18 protein-coding genes are annotated in these 21274 nt (G+C 60.2%); 7 read left to right on the top strand and 11 right to left on the bottom strand.

The window, feature by feature from the left end:
- Window positions 1-23: 23 nt before the first annotated feature.
- From K5K89_RS15960 to K5K89_RS15940, 5 genes are all read right to left on the bottom strand, one after another.
- The gene (locus tag K5K89_RS15960; RefSeq protein WP_071488289.1) at window positions 24-401 is read right to left on the bottom strand and encodes a response regulator; all 378 of its coding nucleotides are present in this window, start codon (window positions 399-401) and stop codon (window positions 24-26) included.
- A 78-nt stretch (window positions 402-479) separates the two neighbouring features.
- Entirely contained in the window at window positions 480-1673 is a 1194-nt protein-coding gene (locus K5K89_RS15955) for a hybrid sensor histidine kinase/response regulator (RefSeq protein WP_071488288.1), read from the bottom strand.
- A complete protein-coding gene (locus K5K89_RS15950) occupies window positions 1667-2272 on the bottom strand; it encodes a chemotaxis protein CheB (RefSeq protein WP_071488287.1) in 606 nt (201 codons plus the stop codon). The genes K5K89_RS15955 and K5K89_RS15950 overlap by 7 nt, the downstream gene beginning before the upstream one ends.
- Window positions 2269-3099 (bottom strand): CheR family methyltransferase, encoded by an 831-nt coding sequence (locus K5K89_RS15945; RefSeq protein ID WP_371322019.1) that lies wholly within the window; start codon window positions 3097-3099, stop codon window positions 2269-2271. Before K5K89_RS15945 ends, K5K89_RS15950 begins: the two co-directional genes overlap by 4 nt.
- Window positions 3100-6597 carry a response regulator gene (locus K5K89_RS15940; RefSeq protein WP_222539761.1) on the bottom strand — a complete coding sequence of 1166 codons (3498 nt, stop codon included), beginning with the start codon at window positions 6595-6597 and terminating at the stop codon, window positions 3100-3102.
- A gap of 278 nt (window positions 6598-6875) precedes the next feature.
- Between K5K89_RS15940 and K5K89_RS15935 the strand changes: the two genes are divergently transcribed.
- The 3 genes from K5K89_RS15935 (at window position 6876) to K5K89_RS15925 (ending at window position 12667) form a co-directional block, all read left to right on the top strand.
- The gene (locus K5K89_RS15935; protein WP_222539760.1) at window positions 6876-10412 is read left to right on the top strand and encodes a YopT-type cysteine protease domain-containing protein; all 3537 of its coding nucleotides are present in this window, start codon (window positions 6876-6878) and stop codon (window positions 10410-10412) included.
- 330 nt (window positions 10413-10742) lie between these two features.
- The gene (locus K5K89_RS15930) at window positions 10743-11108 is read left to right on the top strand and encodes a response regulator (protein ID WP_222539759.1); all 366 of its coding nucleotides are present in this window, start codon (window positions 10743-10745) and stop codon (window positions 11106-11108) included.
- 158 nt (window positions 11109-11266) lie between these two features.
- On the top strand, window positions 11267-12667 hold the full coding sequence (locus K5K89_RS15925) for a DUF1254 domain-containing protein (protein ID WP_222539758.1): 1401 nt from the start codon (window positions 11267-11269) through the stop codon (window positions 12665-12667).
- Window positions 12668-12727: 60 nt separating this feature from the next.
- Here K5K89_RS15925 and K5K89_RS15920 read toward each other — a convergent pair whose 3' ends face one another.
- Both K5K89_RS15920 and K5K89_RS15915 read right to left on the bottom strand, forming a co-directional pair.
- Complete coding sequence (locus K5K89_RS15920; protein ID WP_222539757.1) at window positions 12728-13396, bottom strand: DUF3313 domain-containing protein; 669 nt, start codon at window positions 13394-13396, stop codon at window positions 12728-12730.
- Between the two features lie 90 nt (window positions 13397-13486).
- Window positions 13487-13981 carry a hypothetical protein gene (locus K5K89_RS15915; RefSeq protein ID WP_222539756.1) on the bottom strand — a complete coding sequence of 165 codons (495 nt, stop codon included), beginning with the start codon at window positions 13979-13981 and terminating at the stop codon, window positions 13487-13489.
- A gap of 166 nt (window positions 13982-14147) precedes the next feature.
- Here K5K89_RS15915 and ccoN point away from each other — a divergent pair, with 166 nt between their 5' ends.
- The 4 genes from ccoN (at window position 14148) to K5K89_RS15895 (ending at window position 17142) form a co-directional block, all read left to right on the top strand.
- Window positions 14148-15575 (top strand): cytochrome-c oxidase, cbb3-type subunit I, encoded by a 1428-nt coding sequence (ccoN, locus tag K5K89_RS15910; RefSeq protein WP_222539755.1) that lies wholly within the window; start codon window positions 14148-14150, stop codon window positions 15573-15575.
- A gap of 1 nt (window position 15576) precedes the next feature.
- The gene (locus K5K89_RS15905; protein ID WP_071488279.1) at window positions 15577-15786 is read left to right on the top strand and encodes a cbb3-type cytochrome c oxidase subunit 3; all 210 of its coding nucleotides are present in this window, start codon (window positions 15577-15579) and stop codon (window positions 15784-15786) included.
- Between the two features lie 90 nt (window positions 15787-15876).
- Window positions 15877-16566 (top strand): aspartate/glutamate racemase family protein, encoded by a 690-nt coding sequence (locus K5K89_RS15900; RefSeq protein ID WP_222539754.1) that lies wholly within the window; start codon window positions 15877-15879, stop codon window positions 16564-16566.
- A 132-nt stretch (window positions 16567-16698) separates the two neighbouring features.
- Window positions 16699-17142, top strand: coding sequence for a hypothetical protein (locus tag K5K89_RS15895; protein WP_222539753.1), 444 nt, complete (start codon window positions 16699-16701; stop codon window positions 17140-17142).
- 88 nt (window positions 17143-17230) lie between these two features.
- Here the strand turns inward: K5K89_RS15895 and K5K89_RS15890 are convergent, their stop codons facing one another.
- The 4 genes from K5K89_RS15890 to K5K89_RS15875 all read right to left on the bottom strand — a co-directional run bounded on the left by K5K89_RS15890 (window position 17231) and on the right by K5K89_RS15875 (window position 21260).
- Window positions 17231-17743, bottom strand: coding sequence for a GNAT family N-acetyltransferase (locus K5K89_RS15890; RefSeq protein ID WP_222539752.1), 513 nt, complete (start codon window positions 17741-17743; stop codon window positions 17231-17233).
- A gap of 61 nt (window positions 17744-17804) precedes the next feature.
- The gene (locus K5K89_RS15885) at window positions 17805-18869 is read right to left on the bottom strand and encodes a DUF1176 domain-containing protein (RefSeq protein WP_222539751.1); all 1065 of its coding nucleotides are present in this window, start codon (window positions 18867-18869) and stop codon (window positions 17805-17807) included.
- Between the two features lie 53 nt (window positions 18870-18922).
- Window positions 18923-20062 carry a glycerate kinase gene (locus K5K89_RS15880; protein ID WP_222539750.1) on the bottom strand — a complete coding sequence of 380 codons (1140 nt, stop codon included), beginning with the start codon at window positions 20060-20062 and terminating at the stop codon, window positions 18923-18925.
- Between the two features lie 91 nt (window positions 20063-20153).
- Window positions 20154-21260, bottom strand: a complete 1107-nt coding sequence (locus tag K5K89_RS15875; RefSeq protein WP_071488274.1) for a sugar diacid recognition domain-containing protein — start codon at window positions 21258-21260, stop codon at window positions 20154-20156.
- Window positions 21261-21274: the final 14 nt, after the last annotated feature.

Below are 21274 nucleotides of genomic sequence, written 5' to 3'. Positions count from 1 at the left end.
CATGCGAGCAGCCCTATTGCGCTTCAGGCCAGCAAGCGCTGGATATGTTCCTGCAGGGTATCCAGATCAAACGGCTTGGCCAGGATCGGCGCGTTGCGTGTGATCGGGCTGTTGCAGTCGAGGATTTCCTGCGGATAACCGCTGATAAAGATGACTTTCAGCTCCGGCCTCAGCAGCAGCGCAGGCTCGGCGATCTGCACACCGGAGATACCCCCCGGCAAACGGTAATCCGTGACCATCAGGTCCAGGTGCGGCTTGGTCGCGAGAATTTCGAAAGCCTGCTCCCCGTCGATCGCCTTCAACACCCGATAGCCCAGGCCGGCCAGGTATTCACCCAACACAAACATAATGGATTCGTCGTCCTCGACGATCAGAACGACATCTTGTGCATCTTCACTCATGGGAAGCCTTTGTCCGGTCAATAGCTGCAATTACGACCATGGGGTCACGCAGAGGTTGCGTCGAGGTGACGATTGAATTCAAGCCGTCGCCTGCAAGGGCAGGCACACCCTGAACAAGGCGCCCTCGCCTATCCGGCTCTCGACTTCGATGGTGCCGCCATGGGCTGCAACGATCTGCTCGGAAATGAACAGCCCCAGGCCCAGGCCGGCCGCAACCTGGCTGGCCGATACCCGTTCGAACTGCTGGAAGATACGCTTCTGGTTGTCTTCACTGATACCAATGCCGTGATCGCGCACTTCTACGCGGGCTTCGTCATGCTCGCTGTACACGCGCACTTCTATCGGACTCTTGGCCCCGTAGCGCAAGGCGTTGGTCAACAGGTTGGTGACCACTTGCTCAATGCGGAACTCATCCCAGTGACCCTCCACGGAGCCTTCGGCAGTCAGGGTCATGGATGAATCCGCCGCCGCGACCTGGGGCGCGAAGTTCTCCACCAGGCTGCTGACAAGCTGTGTGAGGTCAAACCGCGCCGGGCGTATCGACAGTTTGCCGGTGCGGATGCGCGACACGTCGAGCATGTCTTCAATCAGGCGGATCAGGCTCTGGATCTGCCGTTCGTCACGGTCGACCATGGCGTGCATCTTGTCCAGGGTGAACGCGGCGGCGTTGTCGCGGGCCAGGTGCATCTTGCGCAACTGGGTTTCGAGGATCAGCCCGTTGAGCGGCGTACGCACTTCGTGGGCGACGATCGACATGAAGTCATCACGCATGCGCACCGCCTGCTCCAGCTCGGCCTGGGTGGCCTGAAGACGCGTCAGCAGCAGTTCCTGCTCGCGACGGCTGCGCTCCAGGGCTTCGACCTGTAGCTTCATGGCCTTGCTCTGGCGGTACAGGTCGACGAACACATTGACCTTGCTCTTCACCGCATGGATATCCAGCGGCTTGTGCAGGAAGTCCACGGCGCCGCTTTCGTAGCCCTTGAAGGCGTAATTGAGTTCGCGGCCGGCGGCGCTGACGAACACAATCGGGATGTTCTTGGTTTTCTCGGTGCCGCGCATCAGTTCGGCCAGCTCGAACCCGTTCATGCCGGGCATCTGCACGTCGAGAATCGCCATGGCGAATTCGTGCTCCAGCAACAGGGACAAGGCCTCGTCGGCGCTCAAGGCCTTGAATACCTGGCGGTCCTCGCGCTTGATCAGCGCTTCGAGGGCGAGCAGGTTTTCCGGCAGATCGTCGACGATCAGCAGTTTGGCCTGGACAGTACTTAACATGGGGAATATTCCAGCGAAGCCAGCAATGAGCCAATGCGGCTCAACGTCAGAATGTGGTCGGGTGTGTGCAGCGCCAGGGCTGCTCGGGGCATGACGGCGACACGTGCTTCAGTGGGCTCCTGCACCACGGTGGTTCCGCCCTGCTGCTTGACGTGGGCCAGGCCACGGGCGCCGTCCTGGTTGGCGCCGGTCAGCAGGATGGCGAGCAAGCCCGTGCCGTAGGCATCGGCGGCGGACTCAAACAGGAAGTCGATTGCCGGGCGCGAATGGTGCACGCGGTCCTCCTGACTCAGGGACAGGCTGCGATCATGCTCCACCGACAGGTGATAACCAGGCCCGGCAAAGTACAGCGTGCCGGGCTTGAGCACTTCCTTATCGCGCGCCTCCACCACCGGCATGGCGACGCGGCGATCAAACACCTCGGCCAGCTGGCTGCGGCGCTCGTCGGGCAGGTGCAGCACGGTGATGATGGGCAGGCCGAAGTCCGCAGGCAATTGGGCAAATACCGTCAGCAACGCTTCTACGCCACCGGCGGAGGCGCCGATAACAATAGCCTCTATGCCCCGGACCTGTGCCGGGCTGGCAGCCGCTTGATTCATAGCTTTCGGTAGATCCGTTCCTGTTTGACCAACGGTTCGAATTGCTTGCTGTACGCGGAGAAATCCAGGGTCTCCTTGCTGCCCAGCACCAGGAAGCCGCGATGACACAGCGACTCATGGAACAATCCAAACGCTCGATCCTGCAATTTTTTATTGAAATAAATCAGTACGTTACGGCACGAAATTAATTGAGTTTCCGAGAATACACTATCGGTTGCCAGGCTGTGATCGGCAAAGGTCACATTCTCACGCAGTGTTTTATCGAAGATCGCGTAATCGTAAGCCGCGGTGTAGTAGTCGGCAAATGAACGTTGCCCACCGGCCTGCTGATAGTTGGCGGTATAGGCGCGTACGTTCTCCAGGGAAAAGATCCCCTGCTTGGCCTTGTCCAGCGACGCCGGGTTGATATCGGTGGCGTAGATGATCGTACGCTCCAGCAACCCCTCCTCGCGCAGCAGGATGGCCATGGAGTACACCTCCTCGCCGGTGCTGCAGCCGGCGATCCAGATCTTGATCGACGGGTAGGTCTTGAGCAGCGGCACCACTTCCTGGCGGATCGCGAGAAAGTGCGACGGGTCGCGAAACATCTCGCTTACCGGAATCGTCAGGAACTGCAGCAACTGCATGAACGCCGCCGGGTCGTGCAACACGCGCTCCTGCAAGGCGGAAATGGTCGCGCAATCAAACTGGCGCAAGGCATGAGCCACGCGGCGCTTGACCGACGCCCCGGAGTAATCCCGGAAGTCGTAGCTGTACTTGAGGTAAATCGCCTCGATCAACAGGCGCAGCTCAATATCGCTGCTTTTTTCCAAGAAACTTCGCTCCACTTAAATGCGTTCCATCTTCGGTAGCCACACGCGAATCAGTGAGAACAGGCGATCCAGGTCGATCGGCTTGGCCAGGTAATCGTTGGAACCGGCCGCGAGGCAGCGCTCCTGATCGTCTTTCATGGCCTTGGCCGTCACCGCGATGATCGGCAGCTTTTTCCAGCGCGGGTCCTGGCGGATCAGGGCAGTGGCCTCGTAACCATCCATTTCCGGCATCATCACGTCCATCAGCACCAGGTCGATATCTTCGACTTCATTGAGTTTGTCGATGGCCTCACGGCCGTTACGCCCGATGACCACCACCGCGCCTTTGTGCTCCAGGGCGCTGGTCAGGGCGAAGATGTTGCGCACATCGTCGTCCACCAGCAGGATCTTGCGCCCCTCGAAGACCTTGTCGCGGCTGCGGGCGGTCTTGAGCATCTTCTGGCGATCATGGGACAGCTGGGATTCGACTTTGTGCAGAAAGAGTGTGACCTCATCCAACAGGCGCTCCGGCGAGCGGGCGCCCTTGATGATGATCGAGCGCGAATACTTGCGCAGTTCGGCTTCTTCATCGCGGGTCAGGTTGCGCCCGGTATAGACGATCACCGGCGGGAACGAGCAGATGTCCTCGGTGGCCATGCGCTTGAGCAGTTCGTTGCCGAGCATGTCTGGCAGCTTGAGGTCGATGATCATGCAGTCATAGACGTTAGTGCGCAGCAGGTCCAGGGCGGCCTGGGCGTAGCCGACGTCGGTGATCTCGATGTCATCGTCGCCGATCAGGCGGGCAATGCTGTCGCGTTGCAGGTCATCATCCTCTACCAGCAGCACGCGCTTGACCTTCTGGGTCAGCTTGGCTTCCAGGCGCGCGAACACGTCCTTGAGCTCTTCGCGGGTGGTGGGTTTGACCGCATAACCGATGGCGCCCATGTGCATGGCGGCTTCCACGCGGTCTTCCACGGAAATCACATGCACCGGGATGTGCCGGGTATTGGCGTGTTCCTTGAGGCGCTGCAGCACGGTCAACCCGGAATGGTCCGGCAGGCGCATGTCCAGCAGGATGGCGTCGGGCACATATTCCTCGGCCAGGCTGTAGCCTTCGTCCGCACCGTGGGCCACCAGGCAGTGGTAACCCAGCTCATGGGCCAGGTCGAACAGGATACGGGCGAAGTTAGGTTCGTCTTCCACCACCAGGATACAACGTGTGGTGAACGGGGCCTTGTCGCGGTCATCGGCGAAGCGCGGGATCTGGCTGGCATCGGCCACCGGCAGCGGCGACACCTTGGCTGGAGCCGGTGCGGGCACCACCACCACTTGGCGCGGCGGCTCGATCGGTGCTGCGTCCTCCCCTGGCTCTGCATAATGTTCCGGCAGCACCAGCGTAAAGGTGCTGCCTTTGCCCGGCGCACTGGTCACGCTGATATAGCCACCCAACAGGGCCGCCAGGTCGCGGGAAATCGACAGGCCCAGGCCGGTGCCGCCGTAACGGCGGTTGGTGGTGCCGTCGGCCTGGCGGAAGGCTTCGAAGATGCTTTCCTGCTGGTCTGGCGCAATGCCGATGCCGGAGTCGCGTACCGTAAAGGCAATGCCCTCCTCCGATGCTCGCGACACCGACAGGCTGACCTCGCCCTGTTCGGTGAACTTGACCGCGTTGGACAGCAGGTTCTTGAGGATCTGCTCCAAACGCTGGCGGTCGGTGAACAGCATGGTCGGCGTGCCTTCCTGCACCTCTACCTGGAAGCCCAGCTTGCGATCAGCCGCCAGCGGCTCGAACATGCCGCGCAGGCCGTCGACAAGCCGTGCCACGCTGGAGTTTTCCGGGCGCATCTCCAGCTTGCCGGCCTCCACCTTGGAAATATCCAGGATGTCATTGATCAGGTTGAGCAGGTCATTGCCGGCGGAATAGATCGACTCGGCAAACTTGACCTGTTCGGCGCTGAGGTTTTCCTGGGGGTTCTCGGCCAGCAACTTGGCCAGGATCAACGAGCTGTTCAGCGGCGTGCGCAGCTCGTGGGACATATTGGCGAGGAATTCGGACTTGTACTTGCTGGAGCGCTGCAATTCTTCGGCGCGTTCTTCCAGTTCGAGCTGGGCCTGGTTGAGCTCGATGTTCTTGCGGTCCATGGCGTCGCGTTGTTCGGCCAGGGTCTCGGTCTGTTCGGCGAGTTGCTCGTTGGTCTGTTCCAGCTCGGCCTGTTGGGTTTCCAGATGGGCCTGGGACTCCTTGAGGATGCGCGACTGTTCTTCCAGCTCTTCGTTGGCGGTCTTGAGTTCTTCCTGCTGCACTTGCAGCTCTTCGTTGAGCTGCTGGGTTTCGGCCAGCACTTCCTGCAGGCGCTGGCGGTACCGCGCCGCTTCGATGGAGGTGCCGATATTGCCGGCGATCAGCTCCAGGAGCTCTTCGTCACGCTCTTCCAGCGGGCGCAGGAAGCCCAGTTCGACCACGCCATTGACGCGGTCATCATCACTGGTGGGCATGACCAGCACGCTGCGCGTAGGCCCTTCACCCAGACCGGAGCTGACCTTGAAGTAATCCACCGGCACGTCATCCAGGCGAATCAGGCGATCGAGCTGGGCAGCCTGGCCGACAATGCCTTCGTCACTGTAGATCGCTTGTTCCCGCTGTTCCTGTTCGCGGGAAAAACCATAAGTGGCCACGCGCTTGAGACCGCCGTGTTCTTCGCGCACATACAGCGCGGCAACCGCCGAGCCCATGTACTGGGCAAAAAATTGAAGGATGTTGCGCCCGAGCATATTAAGGGTCAGTTGGCCGAGCACCTGCTCGGCCAGTTCGGTCTGGCCATTACGCAGCCAGGCTTGTTGTTCCAGGCGTCGCGCAATCTTCTGCTGTGACATGAGGTTTGCGCTGTAACTCTCTGATAGAGATACGAGATTTTTACGGCCGATATATGCCAGGAAGCCACTCAAGCCCAGCACAAAGACCAAATACAGGGTGACGCTGATCACCGTGGTGCGGGTGACTTGTTCGTTGCGGGTGATGCGGAACTGCTGCTCCATCGCCACCGCGTCTTCGTATTCCTTGCGGATTTCATCGGTCAGGCGCTTGCCACGGCCGGCCTTGACCGCGCTGCGGTAGTCACCGCTGGTGCGCTGCATATCTATCATCGACTGGGCGTAGTTGTTCCACTCGGCCTGCAGGGCTTCCAGGCGCTTGAGGCGATCCACCTGCTGCGGGTTGTCCGCCACCAGCTCCTGCAGGTTACGCAGGTCGGCGATGATGCGCGGCTTGGCCACTTCATACGGGTCGAGGAAATGCTCGTCGCCGGTGATCAGGAAGCCACGCATGCCGGTTTCCAGGTCCACGGTCAGCTTGGACGATTCATTGAGGTTATTGATAACCCGATCGGTGTGCTCAACCCACTGGATCACCGACAGCAGGTAGGTGATGAGGCAGACGAAAAACACCGCGCTGAGCACGCCCACACCCAGGGGCAATGCGACGTTTCGGCTCAGCAGGTTACGAAAGCTCTTTTCATCGACGGACGAAGCGGGAGTCATGGGCATGCCTTGGCCAAGTGTGTAAAAACCGGAAGTTTGCCCCAAAGTCGCACAGGAACGCCATTTTTCTACCGTAAAACGACGAAAAGGGTGACTGCCATCGCGGAAAAGAGCCGCTTGGTCAACCCCTTGCATCCGGTGGACGTCGTACTTTTTCACACATCCTCGCGTCAGGCTCCGGAACGTTGAAGAGCAGCCATTCCACGTAAAGAGGCGTCTTAAGAACAGGGAGGCTCGACCACAGGGGCGCCACTTCCTTCCAATACAGGTGCTCACAGATGGCAATTTCCGTTCAACCCCGGCCACGCGTAACCCCGACGCCTCCCCCCCTGATGACTGATAACCCACACACGTCCACGTCCACCGCCGTGGCAAACAGTAAAAAGCCTGATCTCAAGAGCGCCCTGGCCGACAAACAGAACCTGATCACCCTGGGTATTGCACTGAATAAACTGGCCAAGCAACTTGGCGAGAACGCATCGGCTCCTGCGATATTGGCAGCGCTGAACGCAACATCAATGGTGATTCATCCCGATACGCGCTCCCCCCAGGACGCCGGCAACCGCGTCCCCCTTGAAGCATTCATCAGTAGCCTCGGCTTGCCACTGCCCGACAGTCACTTTGCGCTCACCGGTCTCGCGGCCGCCGTCACCGACCGCGGCCAGGTGCATCCTTTGGGCAATATGACCGGCGCGCTGTCCTGGCTCGTCCCGCCGAGCGCAGATGACAAACGACGCATTCGCCTCATTACCATGAACCATGGCGATCCCCACGGGCAGTATCCGCTCGTGATGCAGACCAATGGCCTGTTACTGGAGTTCTTGCGCAGCCGCACAGCGCTTCCCACCGGGGCGCTGAAGGACCCGGCCACAGCACGGGACGCGCTGCTCAGTTCACCCGAAGGACAATTGCTCGGCGAAACGCTGCAGAAAACCATGCGAGGTGTCGCCACCGACAGCAGCACGATGGACTACCTGCTCGCCGCCGTCATCTTGCAACTGGACCCGGAGTCCATCACGCAAACACGCCGCAATATGGTCGCAGGCTTCGATATGATGAGTGACAAGCACTGGGGCAAGCCGATGTCCACAGTGCTCAAATCGTTCGAACAGCATCTGGTCACCGAAAAAAGGACCAGCGCGGCCATGGCAGGCGTCGCTTCGAGTGTACTGCTGCCTAGTCGCGTAGCCGCCTTTGGGATCAAGGATATTCCAGCCTCCGTTACCTACGGCAGCCCAGCGTGGGCGGAGGTGTCGATAATCGCCGCCATTATTGAAGGACTCACCCCTGGCAAAGTCGCGAACATGACCTTTGCCGAAGTCATGCTGGCGGCTTCCAGCGTCATCGCGGCGGACCCGGCCTTGACCCAGCGTGCGCAACGTGAAGCCCTGGTGGATTGGGGGGTGATCAATGGGGTACTGCCCAAGAAAGATGATCATCTCTACAGCGCTGACGAACTTGATACCCTGCTCCTTGAGTTCAACACACGCAAAGTGCTGACCAGTACCGCGAACCAAGCACTGGACGCAGACATTCCGTCGCGTAAAGAGATGGCCCTGATCGAACTGAAAAAACGTTTCCCCGGGCAAGAAGCCCTGTTCGATCAGAAGCTGATTCACATCAGCCGCAGGGAAACCACGGCGAGTGGCGACGTTGGTTATCGAACGGTCGAGGTCGGGCCTCATTCGATGCTGGACATCGCCATGATGAAGTTGCCGCAAGTCGATCTGGTGTTTACCTCGAACGACGTACGTGTTCCATTGGCCGCCTTGACCGCCACACCGCATTTCGGGGTAGCCGACGCTTTTGAACCGCTGTTCACCCACGCCATTCAAGAAAAAAAGGCTGCGATCAACACCTACATCAAACACTTGATCAGCCAGGCGCCCCTGGAGGTCCGGGAAGATCTCGAGTACGGCAAGATCAGCTTCTTCCAGGAACATTCACACACCTTGGGGCCAGGGTTTACCGGCTCTACGCCGCGCCCGAAAAATGAAGAACTGCTGGTTCGAGTCGAGCGCAACGGGATAACCAAGGTGTACGCGATCAGCTTTAACAGGGGCACGATAGACGCAGTCGATTCATCGCGGGCAACCCCTCGCAGCCACCGCGAGGCGAACGTTGTGCACGACACAAAAGCCTTCACCCCCACCGGGGACGATGCCACGCGCCGCGCAGAGCAAAAGCGCCCGAATCAACGCCCGCCGAACAGCTTCGGCTCAGAGCGCACCGGCCTGATCGCCAACGCATTCGTGCAACATGTCGATCTGGATGACGATGCAATCAAGCAAGAGGCTCGCGGCCTTACTACTGCCGACAGCAATTACAGGCGCGGTGAAGCCGTCACCGGGTTTATCCTGGACCTGATCCCCTTTCGCTCGGCGATCAATAATTTTCGTAAAGGCGATATCGGTGCAGGCTTGTTCGACCTGGCCATTGACCTGTTCGGCATCGTGACGGCCGGTGCCGGGATCGGCGGCAAGGTGGTCAAGATCGCGGGCTCTGGCGTTTCCGCGGCCACCAAGGTGGCACGCTCAGCCAAAGTCATCGGAACGGCAACCATCAGTGCGCTCAACCCCCTGGACGGCGTGGGCGACTTGGCAGTGGGCGTCTGGAAAGGCGCAAACGCAGTGAGCACCGGCCTCAAACGCATGAGCGGCATAAAAGCGCGCCCCGACCTGATCGCGGCAAGTCGTCATTTCGACGCCGCCTCGATAGGCACATTCACACGCAAGGACGATATTCTTGAAAGCCAGGCGGTCCTCATCAACGACCAATGGTATGCCTACAACCCAACGACCCGACAACCCTATGGCTCCCCGCTGGAGAACTTTGTACCCTCCGCGCACATGGAGGCGCAAAACATGGGCAAATGGGCGACATCGGGGGATTCGGCTAAAACGATTGATGAGGACACTTTCAAGAGATGGACATCATCGGTCGTACGCCATAGAACCGGCCCGGAAGCGTCCGCCTTCGAAGCGGGGTACAACGCTGGAGATCTGCGAAGTATCAAGGGGATCTCCAAGTCCTCAAGCATTGCGGATCTGATAATACGGGGCTCGGATAAAAGCTTGACCGCAGAGCAGGTCGGTATTCTGGTCAGGCGATACGATGATCTTGCATACGAACTGGGCCGTATCGGCAGCGCCCGCTTTATCGACAATCTGGAACCGCGTTTCGGTACTGTGACACCGATACCACAAGTTCTTTATTTCTCGCTGACAAAGCAACTGTCTGACGGAGAATGCGCCGCACTCGCCCGAGTCATGGCAACGGCGGTGGAGGAAGGAAAGGAACTTGAGTTAATCCGTAACATGTATCGGGCTGCGGCTTTACCCAAGGACGCTGCGTCGATCATGTTCATGAAAAAGCTGAGGAAGCTGCAACTTCAGGTCGGCAGTAAAACAGCGTTCCATGCCAGTATGACCACTCGCCAACTGACTTATCAAAATATGGTGAAAGAGCTGAGTGACTCCACGGTTTCAAAATCAATCATGATTGACTCTCCCGGCCATGCCATGGCGGCTGGAGTCAAAGTCAACGGCGACAAGAAGGTTTTCTATTTTTATGACCCGAACTTTGGCTATGCGACCTTCTCCAGCGCAGACGCCATGCAGGGGGGCCTGACAAGGTTGTTCAATGACAGGAAACTGGTACCGCAATATAGAACCCACGGGACCGATCAAAACAGTCTGGAGTTCATCGTGTTTGATCACAATGACGACTGGCAGAAAAAAAACAGTGTTTTCCGCTCCGACATCGAAGAACTCTATAACGCGCCCATTGCAACCGGACCTTTGCCGCCTGCGTAACCCTTGGAATAACTTGGGTGGCATCGTCTTCGACGACAAGGATGGTGGCTGCACGTCAACGCAAGACATTGATAAGGATTGACTGTCGCTGAACTTCAGGAACTGGCCTTGCAACGCGGTTTGACGACTGAAGAAACCTGATGAACACCGTCGGCAGCTAGCACTCGGCGAGACGTCAGAAACTCCACCGCAGACTCATGCGGGACATTCTGTTGCAACACCGGCACAATACCGGCGTCGGTGAGGGAACTTGCCGAGATCGCCGCGACTCATTAGAGGATGGTCTTTGCACCGCTCACGGCCAATCCTTTTCACTCTCGGGAATTTTTTATGTCCGTCACCGCCTCCACCATCCTTGTCGTCGAAGACGATGCCATCGTGCGCATGCTCATCGTCGATGTCCTGGAGGAGTTGGAATTCAACGTACTGGAGGCCGGCGATGCTGAAGAAGCGCTGGCACTGGTGCGAAACACCGACCAGGTGATCGACCTGATGATGACCGACGTCGGTTTGCCGGACATGGATGGCAAGCAACTTGCCACCAAAGTGCGCGAACTGCGTGCGGACCTGCCGATCCTGTTCGCCAGCGGTTATGCGGAAAACATCGACGTGCCGACTGGCATGCACGTGATCGCCAAGCCGTTCTCGATCGATCAATTACGCGACAAGGTCAAATCGATGCTGCCCTCACGTTAATTCCGACCTGTACCCGGTGCCGCCTATATGGGCGGCATTTTCGCGTCAGGCGCTCAGAGATTAACGTGACCTTCGGTGAATAAAATCGGAAACTCAGCGCGTTCCCGCGCTATTCAGCGCGCGCCCCTACAACACGCACTCAGGAAGGACGCAACAACATGATTGGAAAACCGACGCGCCTGCTGTTGGCGAGCCTCTCGATACTCATGAGTACCGGCGCCTGGGCCGACTTCACGGCAACCCCGGCCGAAGCCCGGGCCATTGCCAAGGAAGCCTACCTGTATGGGTTTCCGGTGGTGGACATGTACAAGACGCTCTATACCCAGGCCGTTGACAAGGGCGGTGCCAACTTCAAGGCACCGTTCAACCAGATCGGCAATACCGCGCAGGTGCTCACGCCCAAGGACACGGCCTTCGTCACGCCCAACGCCGACACGCCCTACTCGTTCGTCTGGATGGACCTGCGCCGCGAACCGCTGGTGCTGACCCTGCCCAAGATCGAAGACGACCGCTACTACTCGGTGCAGTTGATCGACCTTTATACGCAGAACTTCGCTTACCTGGGCACCCGCAGCACCGGTAACAACGGCGGCCACTACATGATCGCCGGCCCCGACTGGAAGGGTCAGCAGCCGGTGAATGTCGACCGCGTGATCTACAGCGAAAGCACTATCGCCTACGCCCTGTACCGGACGCAGTTGTTTGATGAAAAAGACCTGGGCAAGGTCAAGCAGATCCAGGCCGGCTACAAAGTGCAGCCACTGAGCAGCTACGTGAAACAACCCGCGCCAGCCAAGGCGCCCAAGGTCGAATGGCCAAAGCCCACGGCGACCATGACCGAAGGCCCGCAACTGTTTCGCTACCTGAACTTCATGCTGGCCTTCGCCGCGCCGCAGGACAGCGAAAAAGACCTGCTGGCCCGGTTTGCCAAGATCGGAATCGCCCCGGGCGCGCCGTTCAAGGTCAAAGAGTTGACCGCCGAACAGCGCAAGGCTCTGGATGAAGGCATTGCCGACGCCCATGCCGAATTTGCCGCGTTCAAGAAAGACAAAGTGGACACTCACCAGGTCTCCAGCGGTGATCTGTTCGGCAGCCGCGACCACCTGAACAACAATTACCTGTACCGCTATGCTGGCGCCAACCTGGGCATTTTCGGCAATTCCGCCGACGAAGCCGCCTACATGAGCTACTTCGTCGACAGCGAAGGCAAGCCTGCCAACGGCGCACGACACAGCTACACCGTGCACTTTGCCAAGGACCAACTGCCGCCGGCCGATGCGTTCTGGTCGCTGACCATGTACGACGCCAAGACCAAGCTTTTGGTGCCCAACCACAAGAAGCGCTACCTGATCAATTCACGGATGCTGCCCACGCTCAAGCGTGACGCCGATGGCGGCCTGACACTGGCCCTGCAGCACCACGAGCCGCCGAAAGCCGAGCAAAGCAACTGGTTGCCGGCGCCCCCCGGTCCGTTCTACGCGGTATTGCGCATTTACCTGCCCAAGCCTGAGGTGGGTAACGGCCAATGGAAGCTGCCGCCGTTGACGCCGCTCAAGTAACGCCACGTACCCGGTCGCAACAAGGGTGAGGGCACCGCAGCCCTCACCTTCTCGCACGTTCTAGCGGGTAAGTTTCACGTACGACTGATGCAGGTCCGACGCCCAGCCATCAATCACGCTTTTCACGTCATCGGCCTTCATCACCTGCGAATCGTTGGACAGCGGCTTGCCTGTGCCTTTGCGCACCACCTGGGCGAGCACCTTGCGATTGGCGCCATCGAGGAACTGCGCCTCGGTGCCCAGGGTGGTTTCCTGATCACGGATCCCGGTGCCGGTGCTTACCGCCGCCACGACGAAGGCCACCGGAATATACTCATAGGGTTTGAGGCCTTCGGTCTTGCTGCTCACGGCGGTGATTGCTGCACGCACCACGATCACGCCTGGACCTGGCGCATTGGCCAGGGGCAGGGATTTTTCCAGCTCACGCTTGAGTGCCTGGTTGTAGTAGGTGTTGATGCCGTTGAGGGTGGTTAGCGGAATTTTCGCGGTGGCCTGGGGCTTAGGGTAGAACTGGGTCGGTTCGACGTACACCGCGTGATAGCGGCTCAGATCCAGCTCGGGATCGACCCAGCGCATCACCTCGGCCCCCGATGGAGACTTGGCTTCCTTGAGCCGGCTGTAGTCCGAGAGAAAGCCGGAATACTCATCCGGCGCGGTGATCTTGCTGGCACACCCCGCCAGCCCGAGCGAAGCGATGCACAACGTGCAGAGCAAATGCCTAAGTGTCATGTTTGAACTCCCTGGCGGTCGACGTTGGAACACTGAGCTGTAGGTATAGCCAATCCTGGCAAAATAACCCTGTTCCCATCATTCGACGTTTCAGCTGCGTTCGCGGGGGATCAGGCTTTGCAACTGCGAGGCCAGGAAGTTGGCGTCGAAACCAAAGGTGTCCGGATCTTTGAGGCCATTGGTTTTCTTCCACAACCAGTCGTTCTTATCCGCGGGCAATACCAGCGACACACTGCCGTGGCGCGCCGCGGTCAGGCCCATGACCGACACGGAGATCAAGCCGCCCGCGCCCATTACATCCGGCACGAACTCCACCGGTTTGCCGGTGATCTGCACGGTCAGTTTCTCGGTCTTGAATGTCGAGGTCTCCATTGGCACGCTCGGGCCGCTGGCTACATAAGCTTCACGGTGGACTTCAAGCAACCCCACCGTCTTCACCGGCTCAAGCCACTGCTCGATCTGCCCGAACAGCTCATCGAGCTTCTGCGTCCAACGGGCCGACTGCACGTCGAACTGTTGCTTCTTGTGCGCTTCGCTGTCGGCGTAATGACGAAGCATCTCGCCCAGTTGCTGTACATCGTCCATTGCGGCGTTCCTTGGGTGAGCCTGGTTGCGAAGCCTGATCATGGCAGATGCAGCCATTCGACGTACGGCTAAAAACTGATCCGCAACAATGAGGTTTTTCTGAGCCTGTTTTGTTTTACCCATGCTTCCTACAGTGCCGCCACTTGGAACCGTGGGAGGACTGAGCATGAGCAGCGCAACAATCGGACAGGCCTATAACTATAAAGTCGTCCGTCAATTCGTTATCGCCACTATTGCCTGGGGCGTGGTGGGCATGGCCATGGGCGTGTGGATCGCCTCGCAACTGGTCTGGCCGCAGATGAACCTGGATTTGCCATGGACCACCTTTGGCCGCCTACGCCCCCTGCACACCAGCCTGGTGATTTTCGGTTTTGCCGGCAGCGCGCAGTTCGCCGCCAGCTATTACGCGGTACAGCGTACCTGCCAGGTACGGCTGTTTTCCGACCGCCTGGCGGCGTTTACCTTTTGGGGTTGGCAGTCGGTGATCGTGATCATGCTGGTCAGCCTGCCGCTGGGTTACACCACCACCAAGGAGTACGCCGAGATCGAACTCTCCGGCGCGGTGTGGATGGCGGTGGTCTGGGTGGCGTATGCCATAGTGTTTTTCACCACTGTGGTGCGACGCCAAACCCGGCACATCTACGTGGGCAACTGGTTCTTCGGCGCGTTCATACTGGTGATCGCCATGCTGCATGTGGTCAACCACCTGGCGATCCCTGTGGATTGGTTCAAGTCCTATCCGGTGTATTCCGGGGCGACCGATGCCATGGTGCAATGGTGGTACGGGCATAACGCCGTAGGGTTTTTCCTGACCACCGGTTTCCTGGGGATGATGTATTACTTCGTGCCGAAACAAGTCGGACGCCCGGTGTACTCTTATCGCTTATCCATCGTGCACTTCTGGGCGTTGATCACCCTGTATATCTGGGCCGGTCCGCACCATTTGCACTACACCGCCCTGCCCGACTGGGCGCAGTCGCTGGGCATGGCCATGTCGCTGATCCTGCTGGCGCCTAGCTGGGGCGGCATGATCAACGGCATGATGACCTTGTCCGGTGCCTGGCATCAGTTGCGCACCGACCCGATCCTGCGCTTTCTGGTGCTGTCCCTGGCGTTCTACGGCATGTCGACATTCGAAGGCCCGATGATGGCGATCAAGACCGTCAACGCCCTCTCCCACTACACCGACTGGACCATCGGCCACGTACACGCCGGAGCCCTGGGTTGGGTGGCGATGATCACTTTCGGTTCGCTGTACCACATGATTCCCAACGTGTTCGGCCGCGAGCAGATGCACAGCGTGGGGCTGATCAACCTGCACTTCTGGCTGGCCACCATCGGCACCGTGCTCTACATCGCGTCCATGTGGGTCAACGGCATCACCCAGGGCTTGATGTGGCGGGCGGTCAACGATGATGGCACCCTGACCTATTCGTTTGTCGAAGCCTTGCAGGCCAGCCACCCGGGGTTTGTGGTGCGGTTTGCCGGTGGTGTGTTCTTTCTGACCGGCATGCTGCTGATGGCCTACAACACCTGGCGCACGGTGCGCATCGCGGATCTGCAAATAGCGCAGCTTGATGCGCGGATCGCCTGAAATGTGGGGCCTGTTGATGGTGGTATGCCTGTATGGCGCGGTGGAGTATTGCTTGCGCGGTCAATCGGACAAGAGCCTGGACGACGCCAGCCTGATGCCCTTTGCCGATGACCCGCAAGTGGCGCGGCGTGTGGAGTTGGCGACCGGCAAGCGGGTGCACGCAGTGGCACTGGATGAGGCCAAGCCCGGCTGGACCAGCCTGGACATGTGAAACTGCACCGGTCATTTCGCGGGCAACTGCGTATGACTAATCAATAGCCGATGGGTAAGGTGAAGCGACTTTCCTTGCCAGGAGCATCGCATGCGCACCATCGGCCTTATCGGCGGCATGAGCTGGGAGTCCAGCGCCGAGTACTACCGCATCATCAACCAGCGCGTGCGCGACCAGCTCGGCCCGCTGCGCTCGGCACAACTGTTGATGTACAGCGTGGACTTCGGCCCGGTGGAACAGGCGCAACATGCCGGGCGCTGGGATGGCACCGCGCTGATCCTCGAAGACGCCGCGCGCCGTCTGCAAGCCGGCGGCGCCGACTGTGTGGTGCTGTGTACCAACACCATGCATTTGGTGGCGCCACGTATCGAGGCGGCGGTGTCGATCCCCTTCCTGCACATCGCCGATGCGGCGGGTGCGGCTGCCGTGAAGGCCGGTACGCTGACGGTCGGCCTGCTCGGCACTGCGTTTACCATGGAACAGGATTTCCTCAAGTCGCGCCTGGCCGCCCAGGGCCTGACCGTGCTGGTGCCCGAGGCCAACGAGCGTCAGGCCGTGCACCGGATCATCTATGAAGAATTATGCGTCGGCGTGATCAGCGAAGCGTCACGCAAGGTCTACCAAGGCGTCATCGAGTCCCTGGCCGCACGTGGCGCCCAGGCGATTATCCTCGGTTGCACGGAAATCGGTTTGCTGATCAAGCCTGAACACAGCGACCTGCCATTACTGGACACCACCGAGCTGCATGCGCAGGCTGCGGTGGCGTTTGCCCTGGACTAGGCCGACTTGTGCAGGCGCGTCGGCTCACGGTGTCGACTGCACACACCCTGTTAGAACTGACAGTTTACGGTTAGGCAGAATGAACCAACACTAGCGACGCACCACCTTCATATTAACCAGGGAGAACTCGCTATGATTATTTTGCCAACTACCCTCGCAAAGAATGCGACGGGTGAGTTCAACGCGATTATCACGGATGTCGTCCCGCCGCCTCCACACGATCCCTTCCATAGTACGCAGGTTTTTCACTCTGACCATCTCTATTTCAAACATATCCTAAGGGCGGATATGCTGGATAACGGTGCGTTGGCGCGAAGGATGATACTTGTTTTTAGAGACGACCAGGTTGACGGTACCCACACCGTATGGACTGGCGCTGCGTACTCAATTACATACTGGGGAGCGACTAATATCGACCAGATTTTCGGTGCTGATGAATTTCAATTTTTCATCCTGACAGTCAGTAACAACGGAACACAGTTCAAGGGTGAGTTTAAAGATTTCACATTCCGTACAGCCGACCCCGATATCGAAAGCACGTGTAAGATCTCGGGAACTTTCAATGTGGTTTTATGATTTTTAGTGTGAACACTAACAAGGCAAACGCCACCGTTGTCAGGCAGGCCTGCCTCACTCCGACGACGGTGGTATTCGCTATACAGGACTAAGCGGAGTTGCGCAGACGCGCCATGCTCACCGTGTCGACAAACTGGCCGTCACGCAGGGCGTAATCACGCAATACGCCTTCGACCGCAAAGCCGAACTTGCGGTACAGCCGCTGCGCCGCTTCGTTGTCGGCGTACACCGTGAGTTCCACGCGGTGCAGGTTCATCCAGTTGTCGGCCACGTCCAACGCGGCCGTCAGCAGCCGCGAACCGACGCCCTTGCCCTGCCACGCCGTTGCCACGCCCATGCCGAACGTACCGACATGGGCCTGGCGCACGCGCAGGTACTGTTCCAGGCCCAGCTGGCCGACCACCTCACCGCCATGCAACGCCACCAGTTGCAGCCGCCGCTCGTTGTCCATCACCAGGCGTTTGCGCCACATCTCGACCGACTGGAAAGGCATTTGCAGCACCTGACGGCACACGGCCGGTTCGTTGTAGAGCGCAGCGACGCCTTCAAGGTGGGCCTCGGTGAAGCGCTGGATCACGATAGGGGGTTCAGGCGTGTGCATGGTGTTTCATCCTTTGAAAGACACGTGGCCGGCCAGTGTAGGGGCGACATTGAGCCGATGGCTAGGGGGCTGGCACGGTTGACCACAGCGACGGCCAGTCACCGTAACCGACCCCGGTGCAACGCGGCATCCGGTGGAACTCGCTGAGCTGGAAGCGCTTGCCGTCGAACACCCAGGAGGCCCCGCCGCCGCAATCACCGATGCCACGCTGCTTGTAGAAGTAACTCAGTGTGCCGGAAGCCTCGTCATAGCCGACCGAGCCTTGCAGCGCGGCGTCTTCCAGAGGCAGCGGCTGCAGGTCCATCAGCGTCTCGGTGTAGGGCGCCTGCCGCTCACGGCTGCTGACATTGAACTCGCAGTTGTAGGCCGCACAGTCATAACGTGTCACGGTCATTGCCTGGCGTGCCGTCAGGGCACCGGCTTTTGCCTCGGGCTCACCCTCTTCCGGCGTGACGGCCTGCAATGCAGCCGCCACCAACCCGGCCTGCTCCTGCGCGGTCAACGGCGGCGCTGGCGTAAACTTGCGCAATATCGGCGTTGGCGCCCGTGGTGGCACCTCGCTGGCCGCGCCCTTGCCAGGTCGAGCCAGGGCCGTCACGTTGTCCACGCGTCCCTGTACTGCATCCATCAACAGCAGCGAAGCACTCAACCCGCTCAGCGATACGTGCGCGGCGCCCTCGCCTGGCAACTGCAGGCGCTGTCCATTGCGCAGACGCTGCAACCAGCGCCGCGTCGCTGCGTCATCAATCACCCCGTACGACTGCACCTCGGGATCACCGCCCTGGTCATCCAGCTCAACGTGCAATTCCCGCGTCAGTTCCTGGCCCAGGGGCTGGCCGTCCAGCAGCAAGGTGGAAAGGTCTACGTCTTGACCTCGATGATCAAAGCGCAGACGCGGATACCCTTGCGGACCGGCCTGATGCCAGATGTGCAAGGTCAGCGAGCTGTAGTCCTCCTCATCCACGCCGCTGGGCGCGCTGAGGGCGTGACAATTGCGCAGGTTGTCGCAACCGACCACCCACTGCTTGATCTCGCGCAGCAGCGGTACGGTTTCGGAGGATGGTTGGGCGAAGACCGGGACAGTGGCGCCGGTGAGCAACAGGGCCAGGAATGCGGGACGCAGCATGGGGACTCTCCGTGTCGAAAAGGCGCGGATTGTCCCATGTTCGGGCTTGTCCGTCAGTGCTTGCCTGCGGTGCGCCACAGCCGCGCAACATCGGCTGCCCGTTCACTGAGCAGGCGCGGCGCCTCAGCGCAGGCCTGTTCCAAAGTCATGGGTCCTGAGGGCAAGGCAAATGCCGCATCCACGCCATGGGCATACATCTGCTCGTAGCCATCGCCCAAGGTGCCGGCGATCACGATAACGGGCACCTTGTGTTGCCGGGCGATGCGCGCCACACCGAACGGGGTTTTGCCGCGCAGGGTCTGGGCGTCGAAACGGCCTTCGCCGGTGATCACCAGGTCGGCGCCGCGTACGGCGGCGTCCAGGCCGACCAGTTCGGCCACTACCTCTACGCCAGCGCGGAACTGCGCGCCGAAAAAGGCCTTGGCCGCAAAGCCCAAGCCACCTGCGGCGCCGCTGCCGGGTTCATCGCGTACATCCTTGGATAGCACCTTGGCGCAGTGATCGGCGAAGCGGCCAAGGGCGGCGTCGAGTTGTTGGACTTGCTCGGGATTCGCGCCTTTTTGCGGGCCGAAAATCGCCGAGGCGCCGTGGGGGCCGCACAGCGGATTGTTCACGTCTGCGGCGATTTCAAAGCATACCTGCGCCAGGCGTGGGTCGAGGTGTTCCAGGCTGATCCGCGCCAGGCGGGCCAGGGCCAGGCCACCGGGTGCCAGCGGTTGGTCTTCGGCGTCGAACAGCTGCACACCGAGCGCCTGCATCGCGCCGGCACCGCCATCGTTGGTGGCACTGCCGCCAATCGCCAGGATGATGCGCTCAGCGCCGGCATCCAGTGCCGCACGGATCAGTTCGCCAGTGCCATGGGTGGTGGTGGTGCATGCGTCGCGCTGGCCCGGCGGCACCAACTGCAGGCCGCTGGCCTCGGCCATTTCGATGATCGCCGTGTGGCTGTCGGCCAACCAGCCCCAGTGTGCTTCAACCGCGGTGCCAAGTGGGCCATGCACGACGTGGTGGCGCAATTGGCCTTTGCACGCCGCGAGCACCGCATCCACTGTGCCTTCACCACCGTCCGCCATTGGGCATTGGACCAACTCGGCATCGGGCCACACCTGTGCCAGCCCTTCGGCAATCGCCTGGGCGACGCCTTCGGCACTCAGGCTGTCCTTGAACGAGTCGGGGGCGATGATGATCTTCATGGGCTTTCTCCAGTTTTTATGACGCCCATGCTGCCAGTTGGCACGGCTGCTGACGCCGGTCCAATGCACAAGTGTGGCGGTGCTTTGTTGTTCATTCCGACAAAGCCTGGGGCAACAGCTGTACGCCCAGGTAGAGGGCGAGCATGCCGTCCAGGGTCAACGGGTCGACGCCACTGAGTTCGGCAATCCGCTCCATGCGGTAACGCAGGCTGTTGCGGTGAATGCCCAGGGCCTCGGCGCAGGCCTGGCTTTGCCCGTCGTGTTCACACCAACTGCGCAGTGTGGCCAGCAGCTGGCCGTTGCCGTCCTTGGCCAGTACTTTGCGCAGCGGGTTGAGCAGTTCGTCGAGGGCGTCGTCGTTGCGATGGCGCCAGAGCATTACCGGCAGGCGATAGCGGTTGAGCGTCAGCAAGCGTGACTGCGGCAACACATCGCGACCGTAGGCCAGTAAATCACCGACGCGCCGATAGCAGCGACGCAGCCCCGCCAGCCCATCCGCTTGCCCGCCCACGGCAACACGCAGGACATGCCAGCCGAGGCCGTCGAGTTTTTCCAGCAGGCGCGGGTTGTCGACCGGAACCGCCGCCGGCCGGCACCACAACAATGAATACTGCGCCGAGCTGACACACCAACTGTCCGGATAACGCGAGGTCAGCCAGCTACCCAACGCCTCTGCCGATTGCCCCGCACCGAGTTCGAACAGATACGGGGTGCGCGCCATCTGCGGCTTGAGCCCCAGTTGCTGGGCTTCGTCCACCAGGCGTGGCGAGTCGCCGGTTTCCGCCAGCAGCAGGGCCAGCAGGTCATCGCAACGCTGGCGCCGCCATTGTTGCTCGGCCTGCTGGTGGCGATGGCTCACCAGCATTTCGGCGGTCATGCGCACCAGTTCGGCGTAGGTGCGCAGGCCTTCCGGCTCGCCGGTGATGCCCAGCACGCCGATCAGGCGCCCGTCGTGCAGCAGCGGCAGGTTGATACCGGGCTGTACGCCCTTGAGGTGCTTGGCGGTCTGGCCGTCGATTTCCACCACCCGGCCATTGGCGAGCACCAGTTGCGCGCCCTCATGGCGGGTATTGATACGCTCGGGTTCGCCGCTGCCGAGAATCAGGCCCTGGCTGTCCATGACATTGACGTTGTAGGGCAGGATCGCCATGGTCCGATCGACGATATCCTGCGCCAGGTCATGATCCAGCTCGAACATGCGGCTAAATTCCT

This window comes from Pseudomonas sp. DR208, from assembly GCF_019823005.1.
Classification (GTDB): Bacteria; Pseudomonadota; Gammaproteobacteria; order Pseudomonadales; family Pseudomonadaceae; genus Aquipseudomonas; species Aquipseudomonas extremorientalis.
This window is presented reverse-complemented; position numbering and strand designations above follow the sequence as displayed.